Origin of the sequence: uncultured Oscillibacter sp. (assembly GCF_910584465.1) — a bacterium.
In the GTDB taxonomy this organism is placed as follows: Bacteria; Bacillota; Clostridia; order Oscillospirales; family Oscillospiraceae; genus Oscillibacter.
The window spans coordinates 14611-41462 of sequence record NZ_CAJUBK010000019.1 but is presented as its reverse complement, the minus strand read 5'-3'; the positions used below and the strand labels follow the sequence as shown (position 1 = coordinate 41462).

General features: G+C 67.0%; 24 protein-coding genes and 2 tRNA genes. 17 read left to right on the top strand and 9 right to left on the bottom strand.

Annotated elements, in window-relative coordinates:
• The first annotated feature begins 92 nt into the window (after positions 1–92).
• Both acrB and acrA read left to right on the top strand, forming a co-directional pair.
• Entirely contained in the window at positions 93–893 is an 801-nt protein-coding gene (acrB, locus tag QZ332_RS06615) for an acryloyl-CoA reductase electron transfer subunit gamma (RefSeq protein WP_295763896.1), read from the top strand.
• Positions 894–910: 17 nt separating this feature from the next.
• Positions 911–2020 (top strand): acryloyl-CoA reductase electron transfer subunit beta, encoded by a 1110-nt coding sequence (acrA, locus tag QZ332_RS06610; protein WP_295763893.1) that lies wholly within the window; start codon positions 911–913, stop codon positions 2018–2020.
• A gap of 47 nt (positions 2021–2067) precedes the next feature.
• Here the strand turns inward: acrA and uvrC are convergent, their stop codons facing one another.
• Together uvrC and QZ332_RS06600 are read right to left on the bottom strand one after the other, a co-directional pair.
• The gene (gene uvrC / locus QZ332_RS06605; protein WP_295763890.1) at positions 2068–3921 is read right to left on the bottom strand and encodes an excinuclease ABC subunit UvrC; all 1854 of its coding nucleotides are present in this window, start codon (positions 3919–3921) and stop codon (positions 2068–2070) included.
• Positions 3922–3994: 73 nt separating this feature from the next.
• Complete coding sequence (locus QZ332_RS06600) at positions 3995–4258, bottom strand: HPr family phosphocarrier protein (RefSeq protein WP_295735727.1); 264 nt, start codon at positions 4256–4258, stop codon at positions 3995–3997.
• A gap of 534 nt (positions 4259–4792) precedes the next feature.
• On the opposite strand from QZ332_RS06600, the gene QZ332_RS06595 reads away from it, so the two are divergent.
• Complete coding sequence (locus QZ332_RS06595) at positions 4793–5185, top strand: hypothetical protein (RefSeq protein ID WP_295763888.1); 393 nt, start codon at positions 4793–4795, stop codon at positions 5183–5185.
• A gap of 118 nt (positions 5186–5303) precedes the next feature.
• On the top strand, positions 5304–6017 hold the full coding sequence (gene tsaA / locus QZ332_RS06590) for a tRNA (N6-threonylcarbamoyladenosine(37)-N6)-methyltransferase TrmO (RefSeq protein ID WP_295763886.1): 714 nt from the start codon (positions 5304–5306) through the stop codon (positions 6015–6017).
• A 151-nt stretch (positions 6018–6168) separates the two neighbouring features.
• On the opposite strand, the gene QZ332_RS06585 is transcribed toward tsaA, so the two are convergent.
• From QZ332_RS06585 to QZ332_RS06570, 4 genes are all read right to left on the bottom strand, one after another.
• Positions 6169–7062 carry a YitT family protein gene (locus tag QZ332_RS06585; protein ID WP_295763883.1) on the bottom strand — a complete coding sequence of 298 codons (894 nt, stop codon included), beginning with the start codon at positions 7060–7062 and terminating at the stop codon, positions 6169–6171.
• Between the two features lie 165 nt (positions 7063–7227).
• Complete coding sequence (locus tag QZ332_RS06580) at positions 7228–7536, bottom strand: sigma-70 family RNA polymerase sigma factor (RefSeq protein WP_295763880.1); 309 nt, start codon at positions 7534–7536, stop codon at positions 7228–7230.
• Positions 7517–7750, bottom strand: a complete 234-nt coding sequence (locus QZ332_RS06575) for a hypothetical protein (RefSeq protein ID WP_295763877.1) — start codon at positions 7748–7750, stop codon at positions 7517–7519. The genes QZ332_RS06580 and QZ332_RS06575 overlap by 20 nt, the downstream gene beginning before the upstream one ends.
• The gene (locus QZ332_RS06570; protein ID WP_295763874.1) at positions 7747–7929 is read right to left on the bottom strand and encodes a hypothetical protein; all 183 of its coding nucleotides are present in this window, start codon (positions 7927–7929) and stop codon (positions 7747–7749) included. Before QZ332_RS06570 ends, QZ332_RS06575 begins: the two co-directional genes overlap by 4 nt.
• 100 nt (positions 7930–8029) lie before the next feature.
• Between QZ332_RS06570 and QZ332_RS06565 the strand changes: the two genes are divergently transcribed.
• The 13 genes from QZ332_RS06565 to carB all read left to right on the top strand — a co-directional run bounded on the left by QZ332_RS06565 (position 8030) and on the right by carB (position 23372).
• A tRNA-Thr gene (locus QZ332_RS06565) sits at positions 8030–8105 on the top strand.
• Between the two features lie 30 nt (positions 8106–8135).
• Positions 8136–8220 (top strand) — tRNA-Tyr (locus QZ332_RS06560).
• 371 nt (positions 8221–8591) lie between these two features.
• Complete coding sequence (locus QZ332_RS06555) at positions 8592–9341, top strand: LexA family transcriptional regulator (RefSeq protein ID WP_295763871.1); 750 nt, start codon at positions 8592–8594, stop codon at positions 9339–9341.
• A 101-nt stretch (positions 9342–9442) separates the two neighbouring features.
• Complete coding sequence (proS, locus tag QZ332_RS06550) at positions 9443–10876, top strand: proline--tRNA ligase (protein ID WP_295763868.1); 1434 nt, start codon at positions 9443–9445, stop codon at positions 10874–10876.
• A gap of 70 nt (positions 10877–10946) precedes the next feature.
• Positions 10947–11690 (top strand): heparan-alpha-glucosaminide N-acetyltransferase, encoded by a 744-nt coding sequence (locus QZ332_RS06545; protein WP_295763867.1) that lies wholly within the window; start codon positions 10947–10949, stop codon positions 11688–11690.
• A complete protein-coding gene (locus QZ332_RS06540; protein ID WP_295763865.1) occupies positions 11687–14353 on the top strand; it encodes a translation factor GTPase family protein in 2667 nt (888 codons plus the stop codon). The genes QZ332_RS06545 and QZ332_RS06540 overlap by 4 nt, the downstream gene beginning before the upstream one ends.
• 4 nt (positions 14354–14357) lie before the next feature.
• Positions 14358–14789, top strand: a complete 432-nt coding sequence (locus QZ332_RS06535) for a signal peptidase II (RefSeq protein ID WP_295763862.1) — start codon at positions 14358–14360, stop codon at positions 14787–14789.
• A 97-nt stretch (positions 14790–14886) separates the two neighbouring features.
• Positions 14887–15027, top strand: coding sequence for a six-cysteine ranthipeptide SCIFF (scfA, locus tag QZ332_RS06530; protein WP_204791920.1), 141 nt, complete (start codon positions 14887–14889; stop codon positions 15025–15027).
• 75 nt (positions 15028–15102) lie between these two features.
• Entirely contained in the window at positions 15103–16488 is a 1386-nt protein-coding gene (gene scfB / locus QZ332_RS06525; RefSeq protein WP_295763859.1) for a thioether cross-link-forming SCIFF peptide maturase, read from the top strand.
• Positions 16485–17828 (top strand): amino acid decarboxylase, encoded by a 1344-nt coding sequence (locus tag QZ332_RS06520; RefSeq protein WP_295763856.1) that lies wholly within the window; start codon positions 16485–16487, stop codon positions 17826–17828. Before scfB ends, QZ332_RS06520 begins: the two co-directional genes overlap by 4 nt.
• A 97-nt stretch (positions 17829–17925) precedes the next feature.
• A complete protein-coding gene (locus QZ332_RS06515; RefSeq protein ID WP_295763854.1) occupies positions 17926–18105 on the top strand; it encodes a ferredoxin in 180 nt (59 codons plus the stop codon).
• A gap of 168 nt (positions 18106–18273) precedes the next feature.
• Positions 18274–19341 (top strand): carbamoyl phosphate synthase small subunit, encoded by a 1068-nt coding sequence (locus QZ332_RS06510; protein ID WP_295763851.1) that lies wholly within the window; start codon positions 18274–18276, stop codon positions 19339–19341.
• A complete protein-coding gene (carB, locus tag QZ332_RS06505; protein ID WP_295763847.1) occupies positions 19341–23372 on the top strand; it encodes a carbamoyl-phosphate synthase large subunit in 4032 nt (1343 codons plus the stop codon). The genes QZ332_RS06510 and carB overlap by 1 nt, the downstream gene beginning before the upstream one ends.
• A 70-nt stretch (positions 23373–23442) precedes the next feature.
• Here the strand turns inward: carB and QZ332_RS06500 are convergent, their stop codons facing one another.
• The 3 genes from QZ332_RS06500 to QZ332_RS06490 all read right to left on the bottom strand — a co-directional run bounded on the left by QZ332_RS06500 (position 23443) and on the right by QZ332_RS06490 (position 26789).
• Positions 23443–24525, bottom strand: coding sequence for a DUF4825 domain-containing protein (locus QZ332_RS06500; protein ID WP_295763844.1), 1083 nt, complete (start codon positions 24523–24525; stop codon positions 23443–23445).
• Complete coding sequence (locus QZ332_RS06495) at positions 24515–25006, bottom strand: RNA polymerase sigma factor (RefSeq protein ID WP_295763842.1); 492 nt, start codon at positions 25004–25006, stop codon at positions 24515–24517. The genes QZ332_RS06500 and QZ332_RS06495 overlap by 11 nt, the downstream gene beginning before the upstream one ends.
• 241 nt (positions 25007–25247) lie before the next feature.
• Complete coding sequence (locus QZ332_RS06490) at positions 25248–26789, bottom strand: 4Fe-4S dicluster domain-containing protein (RefSeq protein ID WP_295763839.1); 1542 nt, start codon at positions 26787–26789, stop codon at positions 25248–25250.
• Positions 26790–26852: the final 63 nt, after the last annotated feature.

The following is a 26852-nucleotide window of genomic DNA, read 5'->3' as shown; positions in this document are numbered from 1 at the left end:
CCAAGATCACCGAGATCTACGAGGGCACCAGCGAGGTCCAGCGCATCGTCATCTCTGCCAACATGGGTCTGTAAGAGGAGGAAGGAACTATCATGAAGATCATCGTTTGTGTCAAGCAGGTCCCGGATACCTCCGGCAAGGTGGCCGTCAACCCCGACGGCACCCTGAACCGGGCTTCCATGCAGACCATCACGAACCCCGACGACATGAACGCCGTCGAGGCCGCCCTGAAGCTGAAGGACGAGACCGGCTGCAAGGTCATCGTCGTCACCATGGGCCCGCCCCCGGCGGCCGCCATGCTGCGGGAGCTGATGGCCATGGGCGCGGACGAGGGCGTGCTGGTCTCCGCCCGGGAGTTCGGCGGTTCCGACACCTACGCCACCTCCCAGATCCTCGCCGCCGCCATCGACACCATCGGCGTGGAGAAGGACGACGTGGTCATGTGCGGCCGTCAGGCCATCGACGGCGACACCGCCCAGGTGGGCCCCCAGATCGCCGAGAAGCTGGGCCTGCCCCAGGTCACCTACGCCGCCGACATCCACAAGGACGGGGAGAACATCACCGTCAAGCGGATGCTGGAGGACGGCTATATGACCATCAAGGTCCAGACCCCCTGCCTGCTGACCTGCATCAAGGAGCTGAACGATCCCCGCTACATGTCCATCGGCGGCATCTATGCCACCTACAGCAAGCCCCTGGACACCTTCGATTATGACAAGCTGAAGGACCACAGGCTCATCGATCCCAGCACCATCGGCCTGAAGGGCTCCCCGACCAACATCTTCAAGAGCTTCACGCCTCCCCAGAAGGGCGCCGGCATGATGCTGGAGGGCGACGGCAAGGAGACCTGCGAGAAGCTGGCCGGCATCCTGGTCAGCAAACACATCATCTGAGAAGGGAGTACATAGATATGTCTAATTTCAACAGTGCGGATATCGCTGCCTTCAAGGACGTTTGGGTGTTCTGCGAGCAGCGCGAGGGCAAGCTGATGCCCACGGACTTCGAGCTGATCAGCAAGGGCCGGGACCTGGCGAACGAGCTGGGCGTGGACCTGTGCGGGCTGCTGCTGGGCGGCGAGGGCATCGAGGCGGCGGCGAAGGAGCTGGGCGGCTACGGCGCGGACAAGGTGTACGTCTGCGAGGACCCGAAGCTGGCCGTCTATAACACGGACGCTTACGCGAAGGTCATCTGCGACGTGATCGAGGAGCTGAAGCCCGAGGCGTTCCTGATCGGTGCGACGAACATCGGCCGGGACCTGGCGCCGCGGTGCGCGGCCCGGCTGCACACCGGCCTCTGCGCGGACTGCACCCACCTGGACATCGACGTGGCGAACTACATCCAGTTCCTGCGGGAGGCCTCCACGCTGGACGTGGACGGGCAGAAGTGGGACATGGAGGACCGGAACCTGAAGATGACCCGTCCGGCCTTCGGCGGGCACCTGATGGCGACGATCATCTGCCCGCGGTTCCGGCCCTGCATGGCGACGGTGCGCCCGGGCGTGATGAAGAAGAACGCGTTCGACCAGGCCAAGGCGGACGCCTGCGTCATCGAGAAGCCCGCGTTCACGCTGACCGACGGGGACATCAAGACCGAGGTCACGGAAGTGGTGAAGGCGGCGAAGAAGCTGGTGGACCTGATCGGGGCGGACTTCATCGTGTCCGTGGGCCGCGGCATCAGCAAGGATGTCGAGGGCGGCATCAAGCTGGCGGAGGAGCTGGCGGCAGAGCTGGGCGGCGTGGTCGGCGGGAGCCGTGCGACCATCGACAGCGGCTGGCTGAGCGCCGACCATCAGGTGGGCCAGACGGGCAAGACGGTGCATCCGAAGGTGTACGTGGCCCTGGGCATCTCCGGCGCGATCCAGCACAAGGCCGGTATGCAGGACTCCGAGTGCATCATCGCCGTGAACAAGAACGACACGGCCCCCATCTTCGAGATCGCCGACTACGGCATCTGCGGCGACCTCTTCAAGGTCACTCCCCTCCTCACCGAGGCCATCCGCGCCGCCAAGGCCGCCAAGTGACCGGCGCCAAACAGACGGATATGACCTAATAAAAGGAGGCTGACCGATCATCGGTCAGCCTCCTTCCCCTTTTCATCCGCCGCCGGGTGGAAATGCCTCCACACCGCCTCCGCGGCGCTCCGCGGCACCGCCGCCGCCAGCGTCTCCACGTCCGCCTCCCGGATGGCCTTGATGGTCCCGAACCGCTTCCGCAGCTCCTCCTTCCGCTTCGGCCCCACGCCGGGGATGCCGTCCAGCGCGGAGCGCATCGCGCTCTTGGCGTGGCTCTCATGGTGGTAGGTGATGGCGAAGCGGTGGGTCTCCTCCTGGATCTGCCCGATCAGCGAGAAGACCGCCTGCTCGTTCACGATCCCGACCTCCCGCCCGTCCGGGGCCACCAGGGCCCGGGTCCGGTGCCGGTCGTCCTTGACCATGCCGAAGATGGGCACGCCCACCCCGAACTCCCGGGCGACGCCCAGGGCCGTCTGGGCGTGGGTCACGCCGCCGTCGATCAAGAACACGTCCGGCAGGGGCAAGAACTTCTCATCGCCGTCCGCCGCCCTCTGGAGCCTCCGCCGCAGGACCTCCCGCATGGAGGCATAGTCGTCCGGCCGGCCCGCCAGCTCCTTGATCCGGAACCGCCGGTACGCGCTCTTCAAAGGCCGCGTCCCGCTGTAGACCACCATGGAAGCCACGATGTCGCTCCCCCCGGTGTTGGAGATGTCGAAGGACTCCAGCCGCTTGGGCGGCTCCGGCAGCTCCAGCATCTTCGCCAGCAGCTCCAGGGTGTGGGCCACCCGCTCCTCCGCCGAGGTGGCCCGCTCGGCCTCCTCGGCGGCGTTCCGCTGGGCCAGGCGGCGCAGCTCTTCCTTCTCCCCCCGCTGGGGGACGTGGACCCAGACCTTGTGCCCCGCCCGCTTCGTCAGCACCTGGGAGAGCTCCCCGCAGTACCCCTCCGTCTCGAAGGGGAGCAGGATCTCATGGGGCAAGATCGCCCGGGGCAGGTAATACTGGGCCGTCAGGGCGGACAGCATCTCCGCCTCGCCCTCCTCCATGGGGGCGGCGAACAGTTCCGTCTCCCGGCCCGCCAGATTGCCCTCCTCCATGTGCAGGATGGCGTAACAGCACTTGCCCGCCCCCCGGTACAGCCCCCAGATGTCCGTGTCGGCGCAGAGCCCGGCGATCACGGTCTGCTTCTTGCTCAGGGCGCTGATGGCGCCGATCCGGTCCCGGAGGGCCGCCGCCTGCTCGAAGCGCAGGGCCTCCGCCTCCGCCTCCATCTCCCCGGTCATGTCCCGCAGGAGCTCCTTCGCCTTCCCCTCCAGCATCTGGCACGCCTGCCGGATGCGGCGCTGATACTCCTCCGCCGTCATCTCCGGGCGGCAGAACCCGTCGCACCGTCCCATATGGAAATTCAGGCAGGGCCGCTCCGCCCCGATGTCCCTGGGGAACCGGCGGCTGCACGTGGGCAGGCGCAGCGCGGCGCACACCGCGTCCAGGGCCTGCCGGGTCTCGAAGCGCCCGCCGAAGGGCCCGAAGTACCGCGCCCCGTCGTTGGCCCACTTGTGGACCATGGAGAACCGGGGATAGGTCTCCCGGGAGAGCCGGACGAAGGGATAGCCCTTGTCGTCCTTGAGCAGGATGTTGTAGCGGGGCATGTGCCGCTTGATGAGGGAGTTCTCCAGCACCAGGGCCTCGAACTCGCTGGTGACGAAGATGGTGTCGAAGCGGTCCACCTGGGACACCATCTGCCGGGTCTTCGCCGTGTGGGAGGCGCTGTCCTGGAAATACTGGCTGACCCGGTTCTTCAGCTTCTTGGCCTTGCCCACGTAGATGACCTTCCCGGTCCTGTCCATCATGAGATAGACGCCGGGGGCCAGGGGGAGATCGTTCGCCTTCTCTTTCAGTTCGTCCCTGGTCATGCCGTCTGCCTCCTCTCGAAAAACCGCGAAAAAAAGAACACCCCGCGCTGACGGGCAGCACGGGGACGGTTCATTACTCTCCGAAGTTGTCTTTCACCAGATCCACCAGCGCGGTGACCGCCTCTTTCTCATCGCTGCCGTCCGCGATCAGGGTGATGGGGGTACCCTTCACGATGCCCAGGGACAAAACGCCCAACAAGCTCTTGGCGTTGACGCGGCGGTCCTCCTTCTCGACCCAAATGCCGCTTTTGAACTCGTTGGCTTTCTGGATGAAGAACGTGGCGGGGCGGGCGTGCAAACCAACTTCATTGTTGACAGTGATTTCCTGCGTATACATGTTGCAGCTCTCCTTTTTATATCAGATCAGATCGCGATGTATTGCCCACGAACTATCACTTTATCATCATAACCGCTTTTTCGCCTCCAGTCAATGGATAATTGCACAAACATTTTAAAAAAATTTCCCCGGCAGTAAAATTCTTTTTGTTAGTTTACACCAGTTTCAAGCGAAAATATACGTCATTTCGCCGAATTTTTGTGGGCCTCCAGAGACGCCCCGTCCTCCCGCGCTCCCCCGGGCCGCGGTCCTCCCGCGGCGCCCTCCTCCCATACTTATGGTCCCCGGCCGCGCTTCATGTCTCGTTCCTAAAAAAGCCTCCATCCCCTGGAAATCCCATGGTTCATCCGGCGCGGCCGGGGGACAATACCACTCGGGTATCGCAGATACGCGAGGCGGCACGGCCGCTCCGCGCGCCGTCAAAACAGTCCAAAGGCGGACGATCCCCTTTGGGCTCCTTTGACGGGGAGGGCGGCCCGGCCCCGGCCGGACCGGCGGGGCTGGGCCCTCATCTATCCTAAGGAGGAGTATCACGTGAAAAATACTCTGATGTTCCTGCTGGTATCCCTGCTCCTGGCCTTCAGCCTCACCGCCTGCGGCGGCGACGGCCGGGACGACGGCGACGACACCGGCAGTCAGGATCCCACCGGCCAGACCGGGACCGACGGCTCCGACACCGGGGACTACGGCACCGGCGGCCAGACCGGGACCAACGGCTCCGATAACGGGGACGCCATCATGGGGGGCGACTCCATCACCGGGGACGACGGGATCTCCGGGGACAACGGCCAGACCGGGACCGACGGCTATGACAACAACAGCGGCGTCATGCCCGACGACGGCCTGGTGGACGACGCCAGGGACGCCCTGGACGACGCCGGCCGCGCCGTGGAGGACACGGTGGACGACGTCACGCGGGGCCTCTGATCGTCTCCGGGCCGCCGGAGGGCCCTATGGCCCTTTGGCGGCCTGGACTACATAACGGGGCTTCCCTTTTCCCGGCCCTTCCTGTATAATGGGCCGCAAAGGGAAAGGAGGCCCGCCTATGCCGCAAGCGTTCACCATGGAGACCATCGCCCGGATCCACAGCGACTTCGCCACCAAGTTCGGCGTCCCCCGCCAGAGCGGCTTGGTGGAGGCGCTGGAGGCCCTGGTGGTCTTCGAGCCGGAGTACCGGGACCCCGCCGCCCTCCGGGGGCTGGAGGGCTTTTCCCACCTGTGGCTGATCTGGGCCTTCGACCAGGCCCTCCGGGACGGGTGGTCCCCCACGGTCCGCCCGCCCCGGCTGGGAGGGAACGCCCGCCTGGGGGTCTTCGCCACCCGCTCCCCCTTCCGGCCCAACCCCATCGCCCTGTCCGCCGTCACTCTGGCGGGCATCGAGGAGACGGGAGGACACGGCACGGTCCTCCGCGTCCGGGGCGCGGACCTGATGGACGGCACGCCGATCTTGGATATCAAGCCCTATCTCCCCTACGCCGACTGCCGCCCGGAGGCCGTGGGGGGCTTCGCCTCCGCCCCCGCCGCCCAGACGCTGGCGGTGGAGTTCCCGCCGGACCTGCTGGAGAAGGTCCCGCCCCGGCGGCGGGAGGCCCTCCGGGCCGTGCTGGCCCTGGATCCCCGGCCCCGGTATCAGGAGGACCCCAGCCGGGTCTACGGCTTCGGCTTCGCCGGGATGGAGGTCCGCTTCACCGTGGAGGGCGGGACCCTGTGGGTCCGGGAGATCGCCGAGAGCGGCCCCGCCCGCTCCACCCTCGGCTGACGCCGGGGGCCCGGGATCTTTCCCCGGCCCCCCCGCGCACACCTCCCTATCGTTTGAGCCCCCGCGTCTTTCAACAGTAAGGAAGCGGCCGACGAACGTCGGCCCCCCCCCCCCCCCCCCGCTTCCCTGCTACTGTGCCGCTGTGCCGCGGTCACTCCAGTTTCCGGACGAAATTGCCATAGACCCGGACCCGCTCCTGCACCGTGGTGAAGGCGTGGGGGTCCATCTCATGCACCGTGCGGAGCAGCTCTTCGATCTCGAACTTGGACAGGCACACCACCAGCACGTGGAGCCCCTTGCCGCTGTAAGCGCCGGTGCCCTCCCAATAGGTGACGCTGCGCCCCAGCTTCTCGATGATGAAGCGGCCCAGCGCTTTCTCGTCCTCCTTGGTGAAGATCATGGCCTGGACGTTCACGTTCTGCTGGTGCATCCGGTCCAGCACCATGGCGGAGAAGAAGTTATAGATGACGGAGTAGATCGCCACCTCCGGCACGAACAGGATCAGGCAGGCCGCGTAGAGGAAGAAGTTGAACGTCAGGGAGAACCGGCCCACGGTGAACCGGCTGCCCCGCTTGCTGAGGCACAGGCCCACGATGTCCAGCCCGCCGCCGCTGCCGCCGCAGGTCAGCACGATGCCGCTGGCCACGCCCACGATGATGCCGCCCAGCAGGACGGAGGTGAGGTAGTCCTCCACGATGGGGACCTGCGGGATGGGGATGACGCTGTAAAACAGGGAGAAGGCCACCGTGCAGGCGATGGTCTTGAAGGTCATCTCCTTCCCCAGGGTCTTATACGCCAAAAGCAGGATGGGCACGTTGCTGGCGAAATAGAGGATGCCGGCGATGTCCGTGCTGCCGAAGTCCAGGCCCAGCCCCGTCTGGAGCAGGGTCCGGATCAGCTGGCACAGGCCCATCAAGCCGCCGGAGTACAGGCCCAGCGGCACGATGAAGAGGTTCATCGCCAGGGCGATGACGAACTCGCCCGCCACGGCGGCCAGCAGCCGCAGCCAGCGGTTGTGCAGGGAATTATACATCACATCATTCATACCGACCCTCCGCGTCCTGTCCCGGGATCTCCTCCGGGCGGCGTCCATTCCAGTTTTATGGGATGCTAGTCATGATTATACTGGCTCCCGGCGGAAACCGCAAGAGGGAAACGCGGGCAGGATCGCCGGATCCGCGGGGGGATCCCCGGCTTTCCCGTTCAAAACCTACAAAGCGTACCGGAGGCACCGGTACAGCCGGTCCCTGGCCCGGCGAAGGGTGCGGGAAACGGTGGAGCGGTTCACCCCCAGCTCCTGCGCGATCTGGGGGATGTTCATCCCCTGGTCGTAGTAGAGGGCCAGCATCTGCCGCTGGCGGGGGGTCAGCTCCTGTTCGCGGGCCTGGCGGAGGCTCCGGCGCAGCCGGGCCAGCCGCTCGCTGTTGTCCGCGGCGTTCTGCCGCTTCCAGACGGTCAGGTCCCCGATCCACTCGCTGGCGCGGGTGTCGAAGGTCCCTTCATAGCGCATATTTTTCATGCTTATGATAGCTCCTGTCATAGTAATGGGCGGTCAGGGCCGCCAGTTCCCGGGCCTCCCGCCACAGCGGGGTCAGCTCGTCGATCCGGCGGCGGAGGCGGGAGGACTCCTCCGGGTCCTCCTGGGCCCGCTCCAGGATCCGCAGCTCCACGATCCGTCCGTGGATGGCGGCGGCGCTGTCCCGGTAAGAGGCGGACATCTCCAGCAAGGTCATGGCCGTCCCTCCTTCCCAAAGACCTCGCGGCAGGGGGCCAGCTCCCGCCGGGCCAATTCCGGGAGGCATCCCCGGCAGGCCAGATGGCCGTTGCAGGCCCAATATTCCTCGCCCCGTACGATCTCCCGGCCGCACAGCGTGCAGCGCAGGACCTGTCCCACAGGGCGTCGTCCCGTCATGATCATCGGCTCTCCACTCCTTTAAAAAACTGAAAAACAGGAAAAATTTTTGTTGACAAAAGGGGGTGCGTCTGCTAGAATAAACACTGCTGTTGGAACTGCTGGTGTAGCTCAGTTGGTAGAGCAGCTGATTTGTAATCAGCAGGCCGGGGGTTCGAGTCCGTCCACCAGCTCCACCTTCTTTTCCAACACCACGATTTGAATATGGGGGAATTCCAGAGCGGTCAAATGGGGCAGACTGTAAATCTGTTGTCACTGACTTCGGTGGTTCGAATCCACCTTCCCCCACCAGCTCAGAGATCTCCCTTACCGCTGCGCTCCCCGCCCGAAGGGCGGGAAGCTCCGCCGGACGGGGGATCTCTTCGCTTTCAACTGCGGGCCACTGCGTTGGGTCCGCAGTTGATCTTTTTACGGGGGACGGGGGACGGGGGACGAGAGACGGGGCCTCTGCCGGCGGCTTTTTGCGGGGAGGCGGAGGCACGCCTCTCGGATGGGGCGGTCCGGGAGGCAGGGCCGAAGTCACAAGAATCTTGGCGGCAGATTTAAAATAGCACATTTGTTCGATGTTGTCAAGAGGGTATTTACAAGAAACTTGGAAAAATAGATTGACAGGACCTCAGGGAACTGATAAGATGGGGAAAACGCGCAAGGAGGGCACGTCTATGTCGTTCGGTGAACGGATACGGGCACGCCGCGGGGAACTGGACATGACCAGGCCGGAGCTGGCGGCCCTGCTGGGGGTCTCGCCCTCCGCTGTGGGGAATTATGAGACGGGGGTCAGCTTCCCGAAAGAGGAGATCATGCTCCGGCTCTTCGACTCCCTGGAGATCGATCCCAACACCCTGTTCCAGGACAGCTTCCAATCCGACAAGCGCCTGCTGGACCCGAAGGAGCAGCGCCTGCTGGAGGGCTATCGGGGCCTGTCGGCCCTGGGCCGGGAGACGGTGAGGACCCTGGTGGAGGCGCTGTGCGCCTGCCGGGACGAGGCGGAGGCCGGTCCCGAGGCGGCGGAGCCCAGGACGATCCCCCTCTACCGGACCCCCGCCGCCGCCGGCTATGCCTCCCCGGCCTTCGGGGAGGACTTCGACCTGATCCCGGTGACGGGGGACGTGCCCCCGGCGGCGGAGTTCGCCGTGCGGATCCAGGGGGACTCCATGGCCCCCTTCATCGCCGACGGCTCCGTGGTGTATGTGAACCGGGACCCGCTGAAGGCGGGGGACGTGGGCATCTTCTGCGTGGACGGCGACATCCTGTGCAAGCAGTATCACAAGGACCCGGCGGGGATCGTGTACCTCTTCTCCCTGAACCGGGCCCGGGCGGACGCGGACGTGGTGCTCCCCGCCGCCAGCGGGCGGGCGCTGGTCTGCTTCGGCCGGGTGATCCTCCGCCCCTTCCCCCTGCCGGGGCGATGAGGGCCGGGGATCTGCCCCAAAACAGTTGACGATCCCGCCCCGGATGGATAAAATAGATGCGTCATATCGGCCGCATCTCAATGGGAAAGGAATTGAAGGATATGGATAAGAGACAAGTGGACGCCATCACCGCCCGGGACGTGGACTTCGCCCAGTGGTACACCGACGTCTGCAAGAAAGCCGAGCTCATCGACTATACCTCCGTCAAGGGCATGTTCATCTACCGCCCTTATGGCTACGCCATCTGGGAGAACATCCAGGGCGAGCTGGACCGGCGCTTCAAGGAGACCGGCCATGAGAACGTCTACCTCCCCGTGCTGATCCCCGAGTCCCTGCTCCAAAAGGAGAAGGACCACGTGGAGGGCTTCGCCCCCGAGTGCGCCTGGATCACCATGGGCGGCAGCGAAAAGCTGGAGGACCGCCTCTGCGTCCGTCCCACCTCCGAGACCCTTTTTTGCGAGCACTATGCCAATATCATCCACTCCTGGCGGGACCTGCCCAAGCTCTATAACCAGTGGTGCAGTGTCCTGCGCTGGGAGAAGACCTCCCGCCCCTTCCTCCGCCACCGGGAGTTCCTCTGGCAGGAGGGCCATACCATGCACGCCGACGAGGCCGAGGCCCGGGAAGAGACCATGCGGATGCTGAACATCTACGCCGACTTCATGGAGAACTTCCTGGCCATGCCCGTCCTCCGGGGCCGGAAGACCGAGAAGGAGAAGTTCAAGGGCGCGGAGGAGACTTACACCGTGGAGTGCATGATGCACGACCACAAGGCCCTCCAGGCCGGCACCAGCCACTATTTCGGCGACGGCTTCGCCAAAGCCTTCGACATCACCTACGCCGGGAAGGACAACCAGCCCCACCATCCCCACCAGACCAGCTGGGGCGTGTCCACCCGGATGATCGGCGGCATCATCATGACCCACGGCGACGACAACGGCCTGGTCCTGCCCCCCCGCGCGGCCCCCATCCAGGCGGTGGTCATCCCCGTGGCGGCGCACAAGCCCGGCGTCCTGGACGCCGCCGCCGCCCTGCGGGACCGCCTCACGCGCTCCGGCGTCCGCTCCAAGATGGACGATTCCGACAACTCCCCGGGCTGGAAGTTCGCCGAGTATGAGATGAAGGGCGTGCCCCTGCGGGTGGAGATCGGGCCCAAGGACATGGAGAAGGACCAGTGCGTCGTCGCCCGCCGGGACACCGGCGAGAAGATCACCGTCCCCCTGGCCGGGCTGGAGGAGGCGGTCCGGGAGCTCCTGGACGCCGTCCATGACAACATGTACGCCATGGCGCTGAAGAACCGGGAGGACAACACCTTCGACATCTCCACCCCCGAGGAGGCCAAGGCCATCGCCGAGGGGAAGGGCGGCTTCCTGCGCTCCAAGTGGTGCGGCTCCCCGGAGTGCGAGCTGGCCATGAAGGAGCGGGCGGGCGTCACCTCCCGCTGCATGCCCCTGAAGCAGAGCGGCACCGAGGGCGTCTGCCCCGTGTGCGGCAAAGCGTGCACGACCGACATCTATTGGGGCGTCGCCTATTGACGGCCCGTGAGGGGGGAGCTCTGCTCCCCCCTCGCCGATACCGCCGGCGCAGCCGGGAAGGAGCCTCGCCATGGACAAGCAGCGTTATGAGGTCCTGGACACCATCCGGGGCCTCGCCCTGCTCAGCATGACCTGCTATCACGCCGCCTGGGACCTGGTCTACCTGTTCGGCGCCGACTGGCCCTGGTACCACAGCGCCGCCGCCCACGTCTGGCAGCAGAGCATCTGCTGGACCTTCATCCTGCTCTCCGGCTACTGCTGGTCCCTGGGGCGGCATCAGCTCCGCCGGGGGCTGACGGTCTTCCTCTGCGGGGCGCTGATCACCGCCGTCACCTGGGCCTTCCTGCCGGAAAATTTGGTGCTCTTCGGCGTGCTGACCCTGCTGGGGAGCGCGTCCATCCTGCTGTGCGGGGCCCGGCCCCTCCTGTCCCGGATCCCCGCCCGGGCGGGACTGGCGGGGAGCGCCCTGCTCTTCCTGCTGACCCGGGACGTGAACGCGGGCCATCTGGGCTTCGAGGGGCTCCGCCTCGCCGCCCTTCCCGAGGGGCTGTACCGGGACCTCTTCACCGCCTACCTGGGTTTCCCCCCGGCGGGGTTCTCCTCCACGGATTATTTCTCCCTCCTGCCCTGGTGCTTCCTCTTCCTGGCGGGACACTTCCTCTCCCGCCTCCGGCCGGAGCCCCCCTGCGGGCCCCGGATCCCCCTGGTCACGGCCATGGGCCGCCATTCCCTCCTCCTCTATATGCTTCACCAGCCGGTGATCTATGTCCTGCTGACGGCAGGCCACACTCTCTTGACAGGAGCGACGGCATGAAAAAACTGGTCATGGGCATCCTGGCCCACGTGGACGCCGGGAAGACCACCCTCTCCGAGGCCCTGCTCTACCATGGCGGGGCCATCCGCCGCCTGGGCCGGGTGGACCACCGGGACGCCTTCCTGGACACCGACGCCATGGAGCGGGAACGGGGCATCACCATCTTCTCCAAGCAGGCGGAGCTGGCCCTGGACGGGCTGGAGCTGACCCTGCTGGACACGCCGGGCCACGTGGACTTCTCCGCCGAGGCGGAGCGGGTCCTCCAGGTGCTGGACTGCGCCGTCCTGGTCGTCAGCGGCAGCGACGGCGTCCAGGCCCACACCCGGACCCTCTGGCGGCTGCTGGAGCGGTACGGAGTGCCGGTGTTCGTGTTCGTCAACAAGATGGATCTGGCGGGGACGGACCGGGCAGCCCTGCTGGGCGAGCTGAAGGGCCGCCTGGACGGCGGCTGCGTGGACTTCTCCCTCCCCCCGGACGCGCTGGCCGAGGAGGCCGCCGTCTGTGACGAGGCCCTGCTGGAGCGCTATCTGGAGGCCGGGGGGATCGCGGAGGCGGACCTGACGGACCTGATCGCCCGCCGGAAGCTCTTCCCCTGCCTCTTCGGCTCCGCGCTGAAGCTGGAGGGCGTGGAGGCCCTGCTGGAGGCCATCCGCCGCCACGCGCCCCTGCGCTCCTATCCGGAGACGTTCGGCGCGCGGGTCTTCAAGGTCTCCCGGGACGACCGGGGGACGCGGCTCACCCATTTGAAGGTCACCGGCGGCGTGCTCCGCACGAAGGACCTGCTCACCAACCGCCGGGAGGACACGCCGGAGGAGGAGGTCTGGGAGGAGAAGGCGGACCAGCTCCGCGTCTACTCCGGGGCGAAGTTCCGCCCGGTGGACCGCGCCCCGGCGGGGACCGTCGTGGCCGTGACGGGGCTGAGCCACACCCTCCCCGGCCAGGGCCTGGGCTTCGAGACCGCCTGGACCGTCCCGGCGCTGGAGCCGGTGCTGGCCTACCGGGTGAGCGCCGATGCGGACCCCTCCGCGGTCCTCAAGGCCCTGCGGCTCCTGGAAGAGGAGGACCCCCAGCTCCACGTGGTCTGGGACGGGGCCGCGGGGGCGATCCACGTCCAGCTCATGGGCGAGGTCCAGACCCAGATCCTCCAGCGCCGCCTGGAAGAGCGCTTCGGCATCCGCGCCGCCTTCGGCGCGGGCCAGGTGGTCTACCGGGAGACCATCGCCGCCCCCGTGGAGGGCGTGGGCCACTTCGAGCCCCTGCGGCATTACGCCGAGGTCCACCTGCTCCTGGAGCCCCTGCCGCGGGGGAGCGGCCTGCGCTTCGGCACGGTCTGCCCGGAGGACGCGCTGGACGGCCATTGGCAGCGCCTGATCCTGGCCCACCTGCGGGAGAAGGCCCATCTGGGCGTCCTCACCGGGTCCCCCATCACGGACATGCGCATCGTCCTGACGGCGGGCCGGGCCCACGAGAAGCACACCGAGGGCGGCGACTTCCGCCAGGCCACGTACCGGGCCGTCCGCCAGGGGCTCATGAGCGCCCGGAGCATCCTGCTGGAACCCTGGTACGCCTTCCGCCTGGAGCTCCCCGCCCCCCAGCTGGGCCGGGCGCTGAACGACATCCAGCAGATGGGCGGCGAGACGGAGCCGCCGGAGGCCGTGGGGGAGGAGGCCATCCTCAGCGGCGAGGCCCCCGTGGCCGCCATGGGGGATTACGCCCGGGAGGTCGCCGCCTACACCCGGGGCCAGGGCCGCCTGAGCCTCCGCCCCGCCGGCTTCCGGCCCTGCGCGGACCCGGAGCGCGTGGCCGAAGCCTCCGGCTACGACCCGGAGCGGGACGTGGAGAACACGCCGGATTCCGTCTTCTGCGCCCACGGGGCGGGGTATACGGTGAAGTGGGACCAGGTCCACGCCCACGCCCACGTGGCCAGCGGCGTCCGCCTGGACGCCCCCGCGCCGGAGCCGCCGGGGCCCGTCCCGTCCCGGCGGAGCGCCGCCCCCGGCTCCTACGCCGGGACCATCGAGCAGGACAAGGAGCTCCAGGCCATCTTCGAGCGGACCTACGGCGCGGTGAAGCGGCGGGACTTCCTCCCGCCCAGGGAGCCCCGCCGCCCCGCCCAGGCCGCCCCGCCGGAGCCCCGTCCCGTCCGCCGCCGGCCCTCCGGCCCGGAGTACCTGCTGGTGGACGGGTACAACATCATCTTCGCCTGGGACGAGCTGAAGGCCATGGCCCAGGACAACCTCGACGCCGCCCGGAAAGCCCTGTGCGACCTGCTGTGTAACTATCAAGGCTACCGCAGGTGCGAGGTCATCGCCGTCTTCGACGCCTACAGGGTCAAGGGGGGCCAGGGGTCCGTGGAGAGATATCACAACATCCACGTCGTCTACACCAAGGAGGCGGAGACGGCGGACGCCTATATCGAGCGGGCCACCTATGAGATCGGCCGGGAGCACCGGGTGAAGGTCGCCACCTCCGACGGCCCGGAGCAGCTCATCATCCTGGGCCACGGGGCCCTGCGGGTGTCCGCCTCCGCCTTCCGGGAGGAGGTGGAGCAGGTCCAGGGCCAGATCCAGGACCTGCTGTCCAGGAACAACCGCCTGGGCGGAGGCCGGGGGGCCCTCCGGGCCGCCATGGAGAAGGCGGAGGGAGAGGGAGAGGAGGAATGAACCCATGCTGACCGCGCTCACCGCGCTGACCACGTGTTCCGGCTGTGCCGCCGCCCGGTGGTACCTGGACCGCTCCAGCCGCCGGGAGGCGGAGCTCTTCGGCGGGCATGTCCGCCTGCGGGCCCTGCGGAACGAAGGGGCGGCGTTCGGCCTGCCCATCCCCCGGGAGATCCTGCCCCTGGCCTCCGCCGCGGCGCTGGGGGCCGTCTGGGCCGGCCGGGACCGGCTGGGCCCGATCGGCGCGGGGCTCGTTTTAGGCGGCGGGCTGAGCAACCTCCGCGAGCGCCTGCGCCGGGGGGCGGTCTATGACTATATCCAGTTCCCCAAAGCGCCGGGCCCCCTGCGCCGGTATGTCTTCGACCTGGCGGACCTGGCCATCCTGGCCGGAGGGGCCCTCTGTGCCCGGAAGGGCGCCAAACCGCGGCAAGCCTCTTGACTTTCCCGCGGCCCTATGCTAAACTGACGAAAACATCAGGCCGTTTTCCACGGGGGACGGCACGTTTTCAAATTCGGATCCGATAGGAGGAGATATCATGAAGAGGATCAAGACCTTGGAGACCCGCAGCCTCTGCGAGAGCGCCAAGAAGGGCGGCTGCGGCGAGTGCCAGACTTCCTGCCAGTCCGCCTGCAAGACTTCCTGCGGCGTCGCCAACCAGAAGTGCGAGCAGAAGTAAGCAAGCAGCGCCATGCGCCGCCCCTCCGGGCGGCGTTTTTTCCGCCCGCCGATCCCAACATACAGGAGGCTCCCCATGGTACATCGATACAAGCTGAACGGCTATAACATCGTCCTGGACACCTGCTCCGGCGGCATCCACGTGGTGGACGACGTGGCCTATGACGTCATCGCCCTCTACCCGGACCACGCCCCGGACGAGATCGTCCGGCTCCTGCTGGAAAGATACCGGGACCGCCCCGACGTGACGGAGGCGGAGCTCCGGGAGTGCCTCGCCGACGTGGCGGCGCTGGAAGCCTCCGGCCGGCTCTACACCCCCGACACCTTCGCCGAGATCGCCGGGACCTTCAAGGAGCGCTCCGGCGACGTGGTGAAGGCCCTCTGCCTCCACGTGGCCCACACCTGCAACCTCGACTGCGCCTACTGCTTCGCCAGCCAGGGCAAGTACCGCGGGGAACGGGCGCTGATGTCCTTCGAGGTGGGCCGGCAGGCCCTGGACTTCCTCATCGCCCACTCGGGGGGCCGGACGAACCTGGAGGTGGACTTCTTCGGCGGCGAGCCGCTGATGAACTGGCAGGTGGTGAAGGACCTGGTGGCCTACGCCCGGTCCCAGGAGGGCCCCTGCCGCAAGCATTTCCGCTTCACCCTGACCACCAACGGGATGCTGATCGACCAGGACGTGATCGACTTCACCTGCCGGGAGATGGACAACGTGGTCCTGAGCCTGGACGGCCGGAAGGAGATCCACGACGCGCTCCGGGTGGACCGCGCCGGGAACGGCAGCTATGACCGCATCGTCCCCAAGTTCCAGGAGCTGGTCCGGGCCCGGGGCGGCGAGCGCTATTACATGCGGGGCACCTTCACCCACCGCAACCCGGACTTCACCAAGGACCTCTTCCACATGGCGGACCTGGGCTTCACCGAGCTGAGCATGGAGCCGGTGGTCTGCGCCCCCGGGGATCCGGCGGCCCTGACGCCGGAGGATCTGGAGATCGTCAAGGAGCAGTACGAGCTCCTGGCCAAGGAGATGCTGCGGCGCCGGGCAGAGGGCCGTCCCATCACCTTCTACCACTACATGCTGGACCTCACCGGCGGACCGTGCGTGTACAAGCGGGTCTCCGGCTGCGGCTCCGGCACGGAGTACATGGCCGTCACTCCCTGGGGCGACCTCTACCCCTGCCACCAGTTCGTGGGCGAGGAGGCGTACAAGCTGGGCGACGTCTGGCAGGGCGTCACGAACACCGCCCTCCGGGAGGAGTTCCGCTCCTGCAACGCCTACGCCCGGCCCGAGTGCGCGGACTGCTGGGCGAAGCTCTACTGCTCCGGCGGCTGCGCCGCCAACGCCTATCACGCCTCCGGGTCCATCCGGGGGATCTACGAGGCGGGCTGTGAGCTGTTCCGCAAGCGGATCGAGTGCGCCATCATGCTCCAGGCCGCTATGGCGGAGGAGGGCGAGGCGTGACCACGCCCATCTGGGACTTCCTGCGGTCCTACCGGCGGGAGGGCGCCCGCCGCTTCCACATGCCGGGGCACAAGGGCTCCGGCCCCCTGGGCTGCGAGGCGTGGGACATCACCGAGATCGAGGGGGCCGACTCCCTCTACGAGGCGTCCGGCATCATCGCCCGGAGCGAGGGGAACGCCGCCGCCCTCTTCGGCTCCGGGGCGACCTTCTACTCCGCCGGGGGCTCCAGCCAGTGCATCCGGGCCATGCTGTACCTGGCCCTCCAGGCCCGGCCCCGGGGCACGCCGCCCGTCGTCGCCGCCGCCCGGAACGTCCACAAAGCCTTCGTCTACGCCGCCGCCCTCCTGGGGTTCGAGACCGTGTGGCTCTGGCCCGAGGAGGACGGCGCTCCCCTCTGCGCCTGTCCCGTCACGGCGGAGGGCCTGGAGCGGGCGCTGGACGCCCTGGAGGCCCCTCCCGCCGCCGTGTACATCACCAGCCCGGACTACCTGGGCGGCATGGCCGGCATCCCCGCCCTGGCGGAGGTCTGCCGCCGCCGCGGGACCCTCCTCCTGGTGGACAACGCCCACGGAGCCTACCTGCGCTTTTTGGAGCCCTCCCGGCACCCGCTGGACCTGGGCGCGGACCTGTGCTGTGACTCCGCCCACAAGACCCTCCCCGTCCTCACCGGGGGGGCGTACCTGCACGTCGCCAAGTCCGCCCCGGCGGCGCTCCGGGGACGCGCCAGGGCGGCGCTGGCCCTCTTCGGGTCCACCAGCCCGTCGTACCTGATACTGGCCTCCCTGGATCTTTGCAACCGGGCCCTGGCGGACGGGGAGCCGGAGCGCATCCGGGCCGCCGCCGGCGCACTGGACGCGGTGAAGCGGGAGCTCTCCGGCCGGGGCTGGGTCCTGACGGGGGAAGAGCCTTTGAAGCTCACCATAAACGCCGCCGCCTCCGGCTGGAGCGGCTCCTCCCTGGCGGGCCTCCTCCGGGCGGAGGGCGTGGTCCCGGAGCACGCGGACGAAGACCATGTGGTCCTCATGGCCTCCGGCTCCACGGACCGGGGGGCCATGCGGGCCATGGCGGACGCCCTGGGCCGCGCCGCGCCGGGGCCTCCCCTCCCCCGCCCCGCCCTGCCCCCGGCGAAGGGGGAGCGCGTCCTGTCCATCCGGGACGCCCTCCTCGCCCCCTGCGAGTCCGTCCCGGCGGAGCAGAGCCTGGGCCGGATCTGCGGCGCGCCTACAGTGAGCTGCCCCCCGGCGGTGCCCATCGCCGTGTCCGGGGAGCGGATCGGGGAAGCGGCGCTGGCGCTGTTCCGCCGCCACGGCGTCAAGACCGTCGATGTTTTGAAAGGATGACGCGCCCCCGGGATTGAAAACCAAAAAAAGAGGCACACTATGCCGTACGCCCCGTTCCTCTGGGACGGGGCGATCTTTATCATCCAAGGAGGAAGCTATGAAGGCGACTGTGAACGAGAACTGCATCAGCTGCGGCCTCTGCGCCGGGAACTGCCCCGAGGTGTTCACCATGGGGGACGACGGCTTCGCCCACGGCGGCGAGATCCCGGACGGAGCGCTGGACGCGGCCCAGTCCGCCCGGGACGAGTGCCCGGTCAGCGCAATCAGCATCGGCTGAGCGGCCCCTGGGGCCCCGGCCGGGGCCCCACTATGAACGTTTTCAACAAAAAGTAATACCTTTACGCAGAAAACTTCGCCGCCCGCCGGGCATTCCGTCATTGACGCTGAGGGCAAAACCCATCATAATAAAGGAGATAAGGATCGTCAAAGGACCCTGGAGGTGTCTATGGAAAAAGGCTATTTGGTACTGGCGGACGGCCAGGTCTTCGAGGGGCTCCGGTTCGGCGCGGACGCCGGCGGGGCCATCGGCGAGCTGGTCTTCACCACCGGCATGTGCGGTTACATAGAGACCCTGACCGACCCCAGCTACGCCGGGCAGATCGTCATGCAGACCTATCCCCTCATCGGCAACTACGGCGTCATCCCCGAGGACTTCGAGGGCGCCTGCCATGTCAAGGGCTACGTGGTCCGGGAGTGCTGCGGCCACCCCTCCAACTTCCGCTGCGGCGGCGGGCTGGACGGCTTTTTGAAGGAGCGGGGCGTCCCCGGCCTCTGCGGCGTGGACACCCGCCAGATCACCCGGATCATCCGGGAGTCCGGCGTCATGAACGCCATGATCTGCGGAGAGGTCCCCGGGGACCTCTCCGCGCTGGAACGCTACGCCGTCACCGGCGTGGTGGACGCCGTCACCCGGGAGGGGCCCGCCGTCTTCCCCGCGGAGGGCGGGCCGCGCTCCCGCGTCGCCCTGCTGGACTACGGCGCGAAATCCAACATCATCCAGGAGCTCTGCAGACGGGGCTGTGAGGTCACGGTCCTCCCCGCCTCCGCCTCCGCGGAGGACGTGCTGTCCCTCCGCCCCGACGGCGTCATGCTCTCCAACGGCCCCGGCGACCCGGCGGAGGACGTCTTCCAGATCGAGCAGATCCAAAAGCTCCTGGGCAGGGTCCCCCTCTTCGGCATCTGCCTAGGCCATCAGCTCACCGCCCTGGCGGCGGGCGGGTCCACCTATAAGCTGAAATACGGCCACCGGGGCGTGAACCAGCCCGTCCGGGACCTGAACGGCCCCAGGACCTACATCACCAGCCAGAACCATGGCTACGCCGTGGACGGCAGCTCCGTGAAGATCGGCCGGGTCTCCTTCGCCAACGCCAACGACGGCACCTGCGAGGGCATGGATTACCCGGACCTCCGGGCCTTCACCGTCCAGTTCCACCCCGAGGCCCGGAGCGGCCCCCACGACACCGCGTTCCTCTTCGACCGCTTCGTGGATCTGATGAAGGGAGGCGACCGGTAATGCCGCTGGATAAGAGCATCCAAAAGGTCCTGGTCATCGGCTCCGGCCCCATCGTCATCGGCCAGGCCGCCGAGTTCGACTACGCCGGGGCCCAGGCCTGCCGCGTCCTCAAGGAGGCCGGGGTGGACGTGGTCCTGTGCAACTCCAACCCCGCCACCATCATGACCGACCAGGCCATGGCCGACGAGATCTACCTGGAGCCCCTCACCGTGGAGACCATGAAGCGCATCATCCGCAAGGAAAAACCGGACTCCATCCTGGCGGGCCTGGGGGGACAGACCGGCCTGACCCTGGCCATGCAGCTGGACAAGGAGGGCTTCCTCCAGGAGCAGGGCGTCCGCCTCCTGGGCACCGACGCCGCCGCCATCTCCCGGGCCGAGGACCGGGAGCTTTTCAAGGAGGCCATGGCCCAGATCGGACAGCCCGTCATCGCCTCCGAGATCGCCGAGACCGTGGAGGGCGCCCTGGAGGCCGCCCGGCGCATCGGCTATCCCGTCATCGTCCGTCCCGCCTTCACCCTGGGCGGCGCGGGCGGCGGCGCGGCCAAGGACGAGAAGGAGCTCCGGATCATCGCCCAGACGGGCCTGGACGCCTCCCCCATCACCCAGGTCCTGATCGAGAAGGCCATCTTCGGCTGGAAGGAGATCGAGTTCGAGACCATGCGGGACGGCGCGGGCAACGTCATCGCCGTCTGCTCCATGGAGAACCTGGACCCCGTGGGCGTCCACACCGGCGACTCCATCGTCGTGGCCCCCACCCAGACCCTGGCGGACCGGGAGTTCCAGATGCTCCGCTCCGCCTCCCTGGACATCATCACGCACCTGGGCATCGTGGGCGGGTGCAACGTCCAGCTGGCCCTGGATCCGGACAGCTTCGAGTACGCCGTGATCGAGGTCAACCCCCGCGTCTCCCGCTCCTCCGCCCTGGCCTCCAAGGCCACGGGCTATCCCATCGCCAAGATCACCGCGAAGATCGCCCTGGGCTACACCCTGGACGAGATCCGCAACGACATCACCGGGAAGACCTGCGCCTGCTTCGAGCCGACGTTGGACTACATCGTCGTCAAGATGCCGAAATGGCCCTTCGACAAGTTCGCCGACGCCTCCCGGACCCTGGGCACCCAGATGAAGGCCACCGGCGAGGTCATGTCCATCGCCCCCTCCTTCGAGATGGCCCTGATGAAGGCCGTCCGGGGCGCGGAGATCGGCATGGACTGCCTGGACCGCAGGCCCGACGGCGACGCCCCCATCTGGGAGCGCCTGCGCCGGGTGGACGACCACCGGATCTTCACCGTCTTCGAGGCGCTGAAGTCCGGCGTGTCCGTGGACGAGGTCTTCGGCATCACCCGCATCGACCGCTGGTTCCTCTGGAAGCTGAAGGGCATGGCCGACTTCGAGACCTCCCTGGAAAAAGACGGCCTGACGGCGGAAAATCACGCCACCGGCAAGCGCCTGGGCTATCCGGACGAGACCCTCCTCCGCCTCTCCGGGGCGGACAGGCTCCCGGAGGAGAGCCGGAAGGCCGTATACAAGATGGTGGACACCTGCGGCGCGGAGTTCGACGCGGAGACCCCCTACTTCTATTCCAGCTTCGACCGCTCCTGCGAGTCCCGGACCTTCCCCCGGTCCGGCCGGCCCGTCATCATGGTCCTGGGCTCCGGCCCCATCCGCATCGGGCAGGGCATCGAGTTCGACTACTCCTCCGTCCACTGCGTCTGGACGCTGAAGGAGCTGGGCTATGACGTGGTCATCGTGAACAACAACCCGGAGACCGTCTCCACGGACTACGACACCGCCGACCGGCTGTACTTCGAGCCGCTGTATCCCGAGGACGTGATGCACATCATCGATGTGGAAAAGCCCGTGGGCGTGGTGGTGGCCTTCGGCGGGCAGACCGCCATCAAGCTGACCAAGTTCCTGGACAGCCGGGGCATCCCCATCCTGGGCACCAGCGCCGAGTCCATCGACATGGCGGAGGACCGGGAGCGGTTCGACGCGCTGTTGGAGCGCTTCCACATCAAGCGCCCCCAGGGCCGGGGCGTCCTGGGCATGGACGAGGCCCTGGCGGCGGCGAACGAGCTGGGCTATCCCGTCCTGCTCCGCCCCTCCTACGTCATCGGCGGGCAGAACATGGTCATCGCCCACAACGACCAGGACGTGCGGACCTATATGGAGGTCATCCTCTCCGGGAAGGTGGAGAACCCCGTCCTGGTGGACCAGTATCTCATGGGCAAGGAGCTGGAGGTCGACGTCATCTCCGACGGCACGGACGTGCTGATCCCCGGCGTCATGCAGCACATCGAGCGCACCGGCGTCCACTCCGGCGACTCCATCGCCGTCTACCCGCCCTTCTCCATCGGCGACCGGATGCTGGGGACCATCATCGACTGCTCCGAGAAGCTGGCCCTCTCCCTGGGCACGAAGGGCCTCATCAACATCCAGTACCTCATCTACCAGGGCGAGCTGTACGTCATCGAGGTCAACCCCCGCGCCAGCCGGACGGTGCCCTATATCTCCAAGGTCACCGGCGTGCCCATGGTGGACCTGGCCACCCGGGTCATGGTGGGCCGGCCTCTCAGGTCCCTGGGCTACGGCACCGGGCTCTATAAGCAGCCGCCCTACGTCGCCGTCAAGGTCCCCGTCTTCTCCTTCGAGAAGATCACCGACGCCAACGCGGCCCTCTCCCCGGAGATGAAGTCCACCGGCGAGGTCCTGGGCCTGGGCAAGGACATGCAGGAGGCGCTGTTCAAGGGCCTGGTCTCCGCCGGGTACAAGGTGGAGAGCGAGGAGAAGAACGGCGTCCTCATCTCCGTGAACCGCCGGGACCAGCCGGAGATCCTGGACACCGCCCGGAAGCTGGACGAGCTGGGCTTCCGGCTCTACGCCACCGACGGCACCGCCCACGAGATCGAGCAGCTGGGCACCAGCGTGGAGGTCGTGGGCAAGCTGGGCCAGGACAACCGGGTCTTCCAGCTCCTGGAGGACGGGAAGATCGACTACGTGATCCTCACCGGATCCACGGAGCCGGAGTACATCCGGGACTTCATCCGCCTGAACCACCGCTGCGTCCAGCTGGGCATCCCCTGCCTGACCAGCCTGGATACCGCCGGGGCCCTGGCGGACATCCTGGAGTCCCGGTACAACCAGGGCAACACGGAGCTGGTGGACATCTGCCACCTCCGCTCCCACCGGGAGACGCTCCGCTTCACCAAGATGCAGACCTGCGGCAACGACTACATCTTCCTGGAAAACTTCGACGGGCAGATCTCCTGTCCGGAGTCCCTCTGCGTCACCTTCTGCGACCGGCACTACGGCGTGGGGGCCGACGGCATCATCCTCATGGAGCGCTCCGCCGTGGCCGACGCGAAGATGCGCATGTTCAACGCCGACGGCAGCGAGGGGAAGATGGCGGGCAACGCCCTTCGGTGCGTGGGGAAGTACCTCCATGACAGCGGCTTCGCGGACAAGGAGTCCCTGACGGTGGAGACGGCCAGCGGCGTGAAGTCCGTGACGCTCTACACCACCAGCGGGAAGGTGACCTCCGCCTGTGTGGACATGGGGAAAGCCGCGCTGGACACCGCGGCGCTGAAGTTCACCATCGCGGAAAAGCAGGTGGTGGACTACCCCGTCCGCATCGCCGGACGGCCCTACCGCATCACCTGCGTGGACATGGGCAACCCCCACTGCGTGGTCTTCTGCGACCGGGTGGACGCCGTGGACATCGACTTCATCGGCCCCCGGTTCGAGCACGCGCCCTATTTCCCGGAGCGGATCAACACGGAGTTCATCCGGGTGGTGAACCCCAGCACGATCAAGATGCGGGTCTGGGAGCGGGGCAGCGGCGAGACCATGGCCTGCGGCACAGGGGCGTGCGCGGCGGTGGTCGCCGCCGTGGCCAACGGCCTTTGCGAGAAGGGCCGGGACATCACCGTCCGGGTGAAGGGCGGGGAGCTCATCGTCCACTACACCGACGAGGGCGTCACCCTGACCGGGGACGCGAAGCTGGTGTATACGGGGGAAATCGAATACTGAGTGGATACTGTCGACATATTATTACAAAAAGGACCGCCCCGAAGGGCGGTCCTTTTCCTGTGCGGGGGCGTTACTGCTTGTACTCCCGGAAGTACCAGTTCAGAACATCCAAAAACTGCTGGAACTCCGCCGGAGACTGGGTGTAATCCCGGATGTCCTCCTTCGCCTCCAAAGCCGTGCCGTTGGCGGCGTTGTATTTTCCTGTAAGGGAAGCGATTCCCCGGCCGGTCCGTTCCCTTTGCATGTCGCCTCCCAGGCTCCACTGAGCCACCTGGATATGCTCGATATCCGGCAGCCTATACCGCACCTCCCCCAGGTTGTCCACCAGGGCCAGAATCACATACATGTTGCGCGTCATCAGCGCCTCTTCCGGCTGGCTCATCTGCTCGGAAAAATTCAGCGTCCAGCGGTAGGGCTCCCTGGATGTCTGTAATTCCGTGGTATAGGCCCCCAGGTTTCCGATTTGCAGGATATTCGCGATGCGTCCCAGGGCCGGGGCGTCCCCGCAGTAGGGAGTCTTGGCGTCCAGCAGCCGCAGAGTGTCCCGGTCGATGATGACCCCGTCCTGCCACACCAGCCGCCCGCAGATCCACACCTCGTCCAGGCCGTCCAGAGGAATGGACAGGGGGATCTGCTTCCAGTATCCCGTCATGCCGCCGATGTTCTCCCGCATAAACAGGGTCTGGAAGACGTTCACCCGGACCTCCCGGGCGGTGTAGCGGAGGATCCTGTCCTTCGTGTCGGCCTTCAGCCCCCGGAGCTCATAGGCCCCCCAGTAGGTGTCCAACAGCAGGGTCAGGTTGCTGTCCTCGTCCACCTGGGCCAGCTGGATACTGATGCTCTCCGGGTCCGGGGCCCGGCCGATGACGAACTCCTTCGTCAGGAAGCCCGCCACTACCACCAGCGCCGTGCAGACCACCGCCAGGGCGATTTTCTTGAAGGTCCCCTTCTTCAGCCGCTTGAGGTAATTGACTTCCTTGGCGGTCTCCTCTGCCTCCCCCGCCGGAGAGGCCATGGTCTCCTCCCGCTCCCGGCACTCCGGGCAGCCCTCCAGGTGCCGGTCCACCGCCTCCCGGGACTCGTCGCCGAGGAGGCCCTCCACATAGCTGGGCAGCAGATCCCGCACCACGCCGCAGGTCAGATCATTCTTCATCGCTCCCGCCTCCGTTCCGTAATCTCTCCTTGCTCCGGTAAAAGGTCACCCGGGCCCAGGTCTCCGTCTTCCCGAACACGTCCCCGATCTCCCGGAAGCTCAGCCCCCCGAAGGCCCGGAGGTACACGACCTCCTTCTGGGTCTCGGGGAGGCCGTGGACCAGCCGCAAGAGGTCCATTCGTCCCTCCCGCTCCAGCACGCCCTCCTCCGCCGAGGGCCCGGGGGCCTCCGGGAGCTCCTCGGCCGGGACCGGGGCCTCCCGCCGGCGCTTGCGCAGGTGCTGGTACCACAGGTGCTTGGCGATCTGGCAGAGCCAGACGGAGACCTTGCAGCTCCCGTCGAAGCGGTCCACGGAGCGGACGGCCTGATAGAACGCCTCCTGGGTCAGCTCCTCGGCCAGCCCCGGGTCGCGGCACTGGGCCAGGAGGAACTTATAAACGGTCTGGGCGTGCTGCTGATAGACCTTTTGCATGTCCTCCATGGGAGCTCACCTTCCTTCGCCCTGCCGGGCCCCTGTTCCTGTCCATATATCCCCAAGGCATGGCGTTCGTTACGCCTCCGCCCAAAAAATTTGACGGGCTTCCGCCCGTCAAATTTGGTCCGCTGCCCGGAGCCTCGGCCGCCGCCGCTCCGGCCCGGTCCAGCGCCGGACGAACAGAGCGCGCGAAAGCTCTTTTGCTTCCTTTGCCGCAAGTGGCTCTGAGGCTCTCGAGGAAAGCAAGTCAGTCGTGATGATCGATCTCGTACTTGTTGATCACGTCCTCCAGCTGGTCCAGATAGGGGCTCTCGGTGCAGCTCATGGAGGGCGCTCCGTTCTTGAACTTCTCCACGTTCATGGTGCTGTCCCGCACGGGGCTGATGGTGCCCGCGCCGGCCACGCAGCCGCCGGGACAGCCCATGCCCTCCAGCAGGTAGCCGTCCCGCTTGCCCGCCTTGGCCATGGCCAGCATCTTCCGGCAGTTCTTCAGGCCGTCGCCGTACTCGATCTGGATCTTCCGGTCCGGGTCGATGTGCTTGATGGCCTCCACCACGGCGGCGGCCACGCCCCCGCCCACGGCGAAGCCCCGGCCCATGCCGGTGCCCTCGTCCATCTCGTCCTCGGGGTTGGTCTTGAGCTTGCTGAAGTCGATGTCCGCCGCGTCGAAGATGCCCTGGGTCTCCTCGAAGGTCAGCACGAAGTCCACGTCGGAGCGGATGGTCCGCCGGTTGGCCTCCAGCTTCTTGGCGGAGCAGGGCCCGATGAAGACGACCTTGGCGTCGGGATGGTCCTTCTTCACCATCCGGGCGGTGATCACCATGGGGGTCAGGGCCATGGAGATGTAGTCCGTGAACTCGGGATAGAGCTTCTTGGCCATGACGCTCCAGGCGGGGCAGCAGCTGGTGCCCATCCAGGGCTGCTTGGCGGGGACCTCCTCCAGGAAGTCATGAGCCTCCTCCACGGTGCACAGGTCCGCGCCGATGGAGACCTCCACCACGTCGTAGAAGCCCAGGACCTTCATGGCGGCGTGGACCTTGGCGGGGGTGGCGTCCTTGCCGAACTGGCCCACGAAGGCGGGGGCCACGCAGGCGATGACCTTCTCGTCCGTGCGCAGGGCCTGGCAGACCTGATAGATCTGGCTCTTGTCGGCGATGGCGCCGAAGGGGCAGTTCACCAGGCACATGCCGCAGGAGACGCACTTGTCGTAGTCGATCTTCGCCCGGCCCAGCTCGTCGGACCCGATGGCGTCCATGCCGCAGGCGGCGGCGCAGGGCCGCTCGATCTTGCTGATGGCCCGGTAGGGGCACTGGTTATAGCACTTGCCGCACTTGATGCACTTGTCCTGGTCGATGTGGCAGTGCTTGTCTTTGTCCATGTAGATGGCGTCTTTGGGGCAGACGTTCATGCAGGGGTGGGAGATGCAGCCCTGGCAGTTGTCGGTGATGCGCAGCTGCTTGGGCGGGCAGGCGTTGCAGGCGAAGGGGATGATGTTGACCAGGGGGTTCTGGTAGTGCTTCTCCGACTCCTCGGCGGAGCGCAGGTCCTCGCTGACGGGGATGGTCTCCCCGGCGTAGCGGATGTTCAGGCCCATGGCCAGCCGGACCCGTTCCTGGACGATGGCCCGCTCCAGGAAGACGTCGTGGCGGTGGTGGGCCACGTCGCCCTGGATCATCTTCAGGGGGATCTGGTCCAGCTTCCGGGGGTCCCCGCCCTCCAGCGCCAACCTGGCCACCTCTTTGAATACGGTGCGCCGGATATCGTCGACTGCGCTGTGTACACCTCTCATAGCGTTTCCTCCATATCTTTCAAGCGGGCCCTGCCGCCTGTTCCTTGTGAAATAAGTGACCAT

What these genes read in the sequence shown, in the direction of transcription:
- acrB (WP_295763896.1), top strand. Translation starts at nt 93, where the DNA reads ATGAAGATCATCGTTTGTGTCAAGCAGGTCCCGGATACCTCCGGCAAG.
- acrA (WP_295763893.1), top strand. Translation starts at nt 911, where the DNA reads ATGTCTAATTTCAACAGTGCGGATATCGCTGCCTTCAAGGACGTTTGG.
- uvrC (WP_295763890.1), bottom strand. Translation starts at nt 3,921, where the DNA reads ATGACCAGGGACGAACTGAAAGAGAAGGCGAACGATCTCCCCCTGGCC.
- QZ332_RS06600 (WP_295735727.1), bottom strand. Translation starts at nt 4,258, where the DNA reads ATGTATACGCAGGAAATCACTGTCAACAATGAAGTTGGTTTGCACGCC.
- tsaA (WP_295763886.1), top strand. Translation starts at nt 5,304, where the DNA reads ATGCCGCAAGCGTTCACCATGGAGACCATCGCCCGGATCCACAGCGAC.
- QZ332_RS06585 (WP_295763883.1), bottom strand. Translation starts at nt 7,062, where the DNA reads ATGAATGATGTGATGTATAATTCCCTGCACAACCGCTGGCTGCGGCTG.
- QZ332_RS06580 (WP_295763880.1), bottom strand. Translation starts at nt 7,536, where the DNA reads ATGAAAAATATGCGCTATGAAGGGACCTTCGACACCCGCGCCAGCGAG.
- QZ332_RS06575 (WP_295763877.1), bottom strand. Translation starts at nt 7,750, where the DNA reads ATGACCTTGCTGGAGATGTCCGCCTCTTACCGGGACAGCGCCGCCGCC.
- QZ332_RS06570 (WP_295763874.1), bottom strand. Translation starts at nt 7,929, where the DNA reads ATGACGGGACGACGCCCTGTGGGACAGGTCCTGCGCTGCACGCTGTGC.
- QZ332_RS06555 (WP_295763871.1), top strand. Translation starts at nt 8,592, where the DNA reads ATGTCGTTCGGTGAACGGATACGGGCACGCCGCGGGGAACTGGACATG.
- proS (WP_295763868.1), top strand. Translation starts at nt 9,443, where the DNA reads ATGGATAAGAGACAAGTGGACGCCATCACCGCCCGGGACGTGGACTTC.
- QZ332_RS06545 (WP_295763867.1), top strand. Translation starts at nt 10,947, where the DNA reads ATGGACAAGCAGCGTTATGAGGTCCTGGACACCATCCGGGGCCTCGCC.
- QZ332_RS06540 (WP_295763865.1), top strand. Translation starts at nt 11,687, where the DNA reads ATGAAAAAACTGGTCATGGGCATCCTGGCCCACGTGGACGCCGGGAAG.
- QZ332_RS06535 (WP_295763862.1), top strand. Translation starts at nt 14,358, where the DNA reads ATGCTGACCGCGCTCACCGCGCTGACCACGTGTTCCGGCTGTGCCGCC.
- scfA (WP_204791920.1), top strand. Translation starts at nt 14,887, where the DNA reads ATGAAGAGGATCAAGACCTTGGAGACCCGCAGCCTCTGCGAGAGCGCC.
- scfB (WP_295763859.1), top strand. Translation starts at nt 15,103, where the DNA reads ATGGTACATCGATACAAGCTGAACGGCTATAACATCGTCCTGGACACC.
- QZ332_RS06515 (WP_295763854.1), top strand. Translation starts at nt 17,926, where the DNA reads ATGAAGGCGACTGTGAACGAGAACTGCATCAGCTGCGGCCTCTGCGCC.
- QZ332_RS06510 (WP_295763851.1), top strand. Translation starts at nt 18,274, where the DNA reads ATGGAAAAAGGCTATTTGGTACTGGCGGACGGCCAGGTCTTCGAGGGG.
- carB (WP_295763847.1), top strand. Translation starts at nt 19,341, where the DNA reads ATGCCGCTGGATAAGAGCATCCAAAAGGTCCTGGTCATCGGCTCCGGC.
- QZ332_RS06500 (WP_295763844.1), bottom strand. Translation starts at nt 24,525, where the DNA reads ATGAAGAATGATCTGACCTGCGGCGTGGTGCGGGATCTGCTGCCCAGC.
- QZ332_RS06495 (WP_295763842.1), bottom strand. Translation starts at nt 25,006, where the DNA reads ATGGAGGACATGCAAAAGGTCTATCAGCAGCACGCCCAGACCGTTTAT.
- QZ332_RS06490 (WP_295763839.1), bottom strand. Translation starts at nt 26,789, where the DNA reads ATGAGAGGTGTACACAGCGCAGTCGACGATATCCGGCGCACCGTATTC.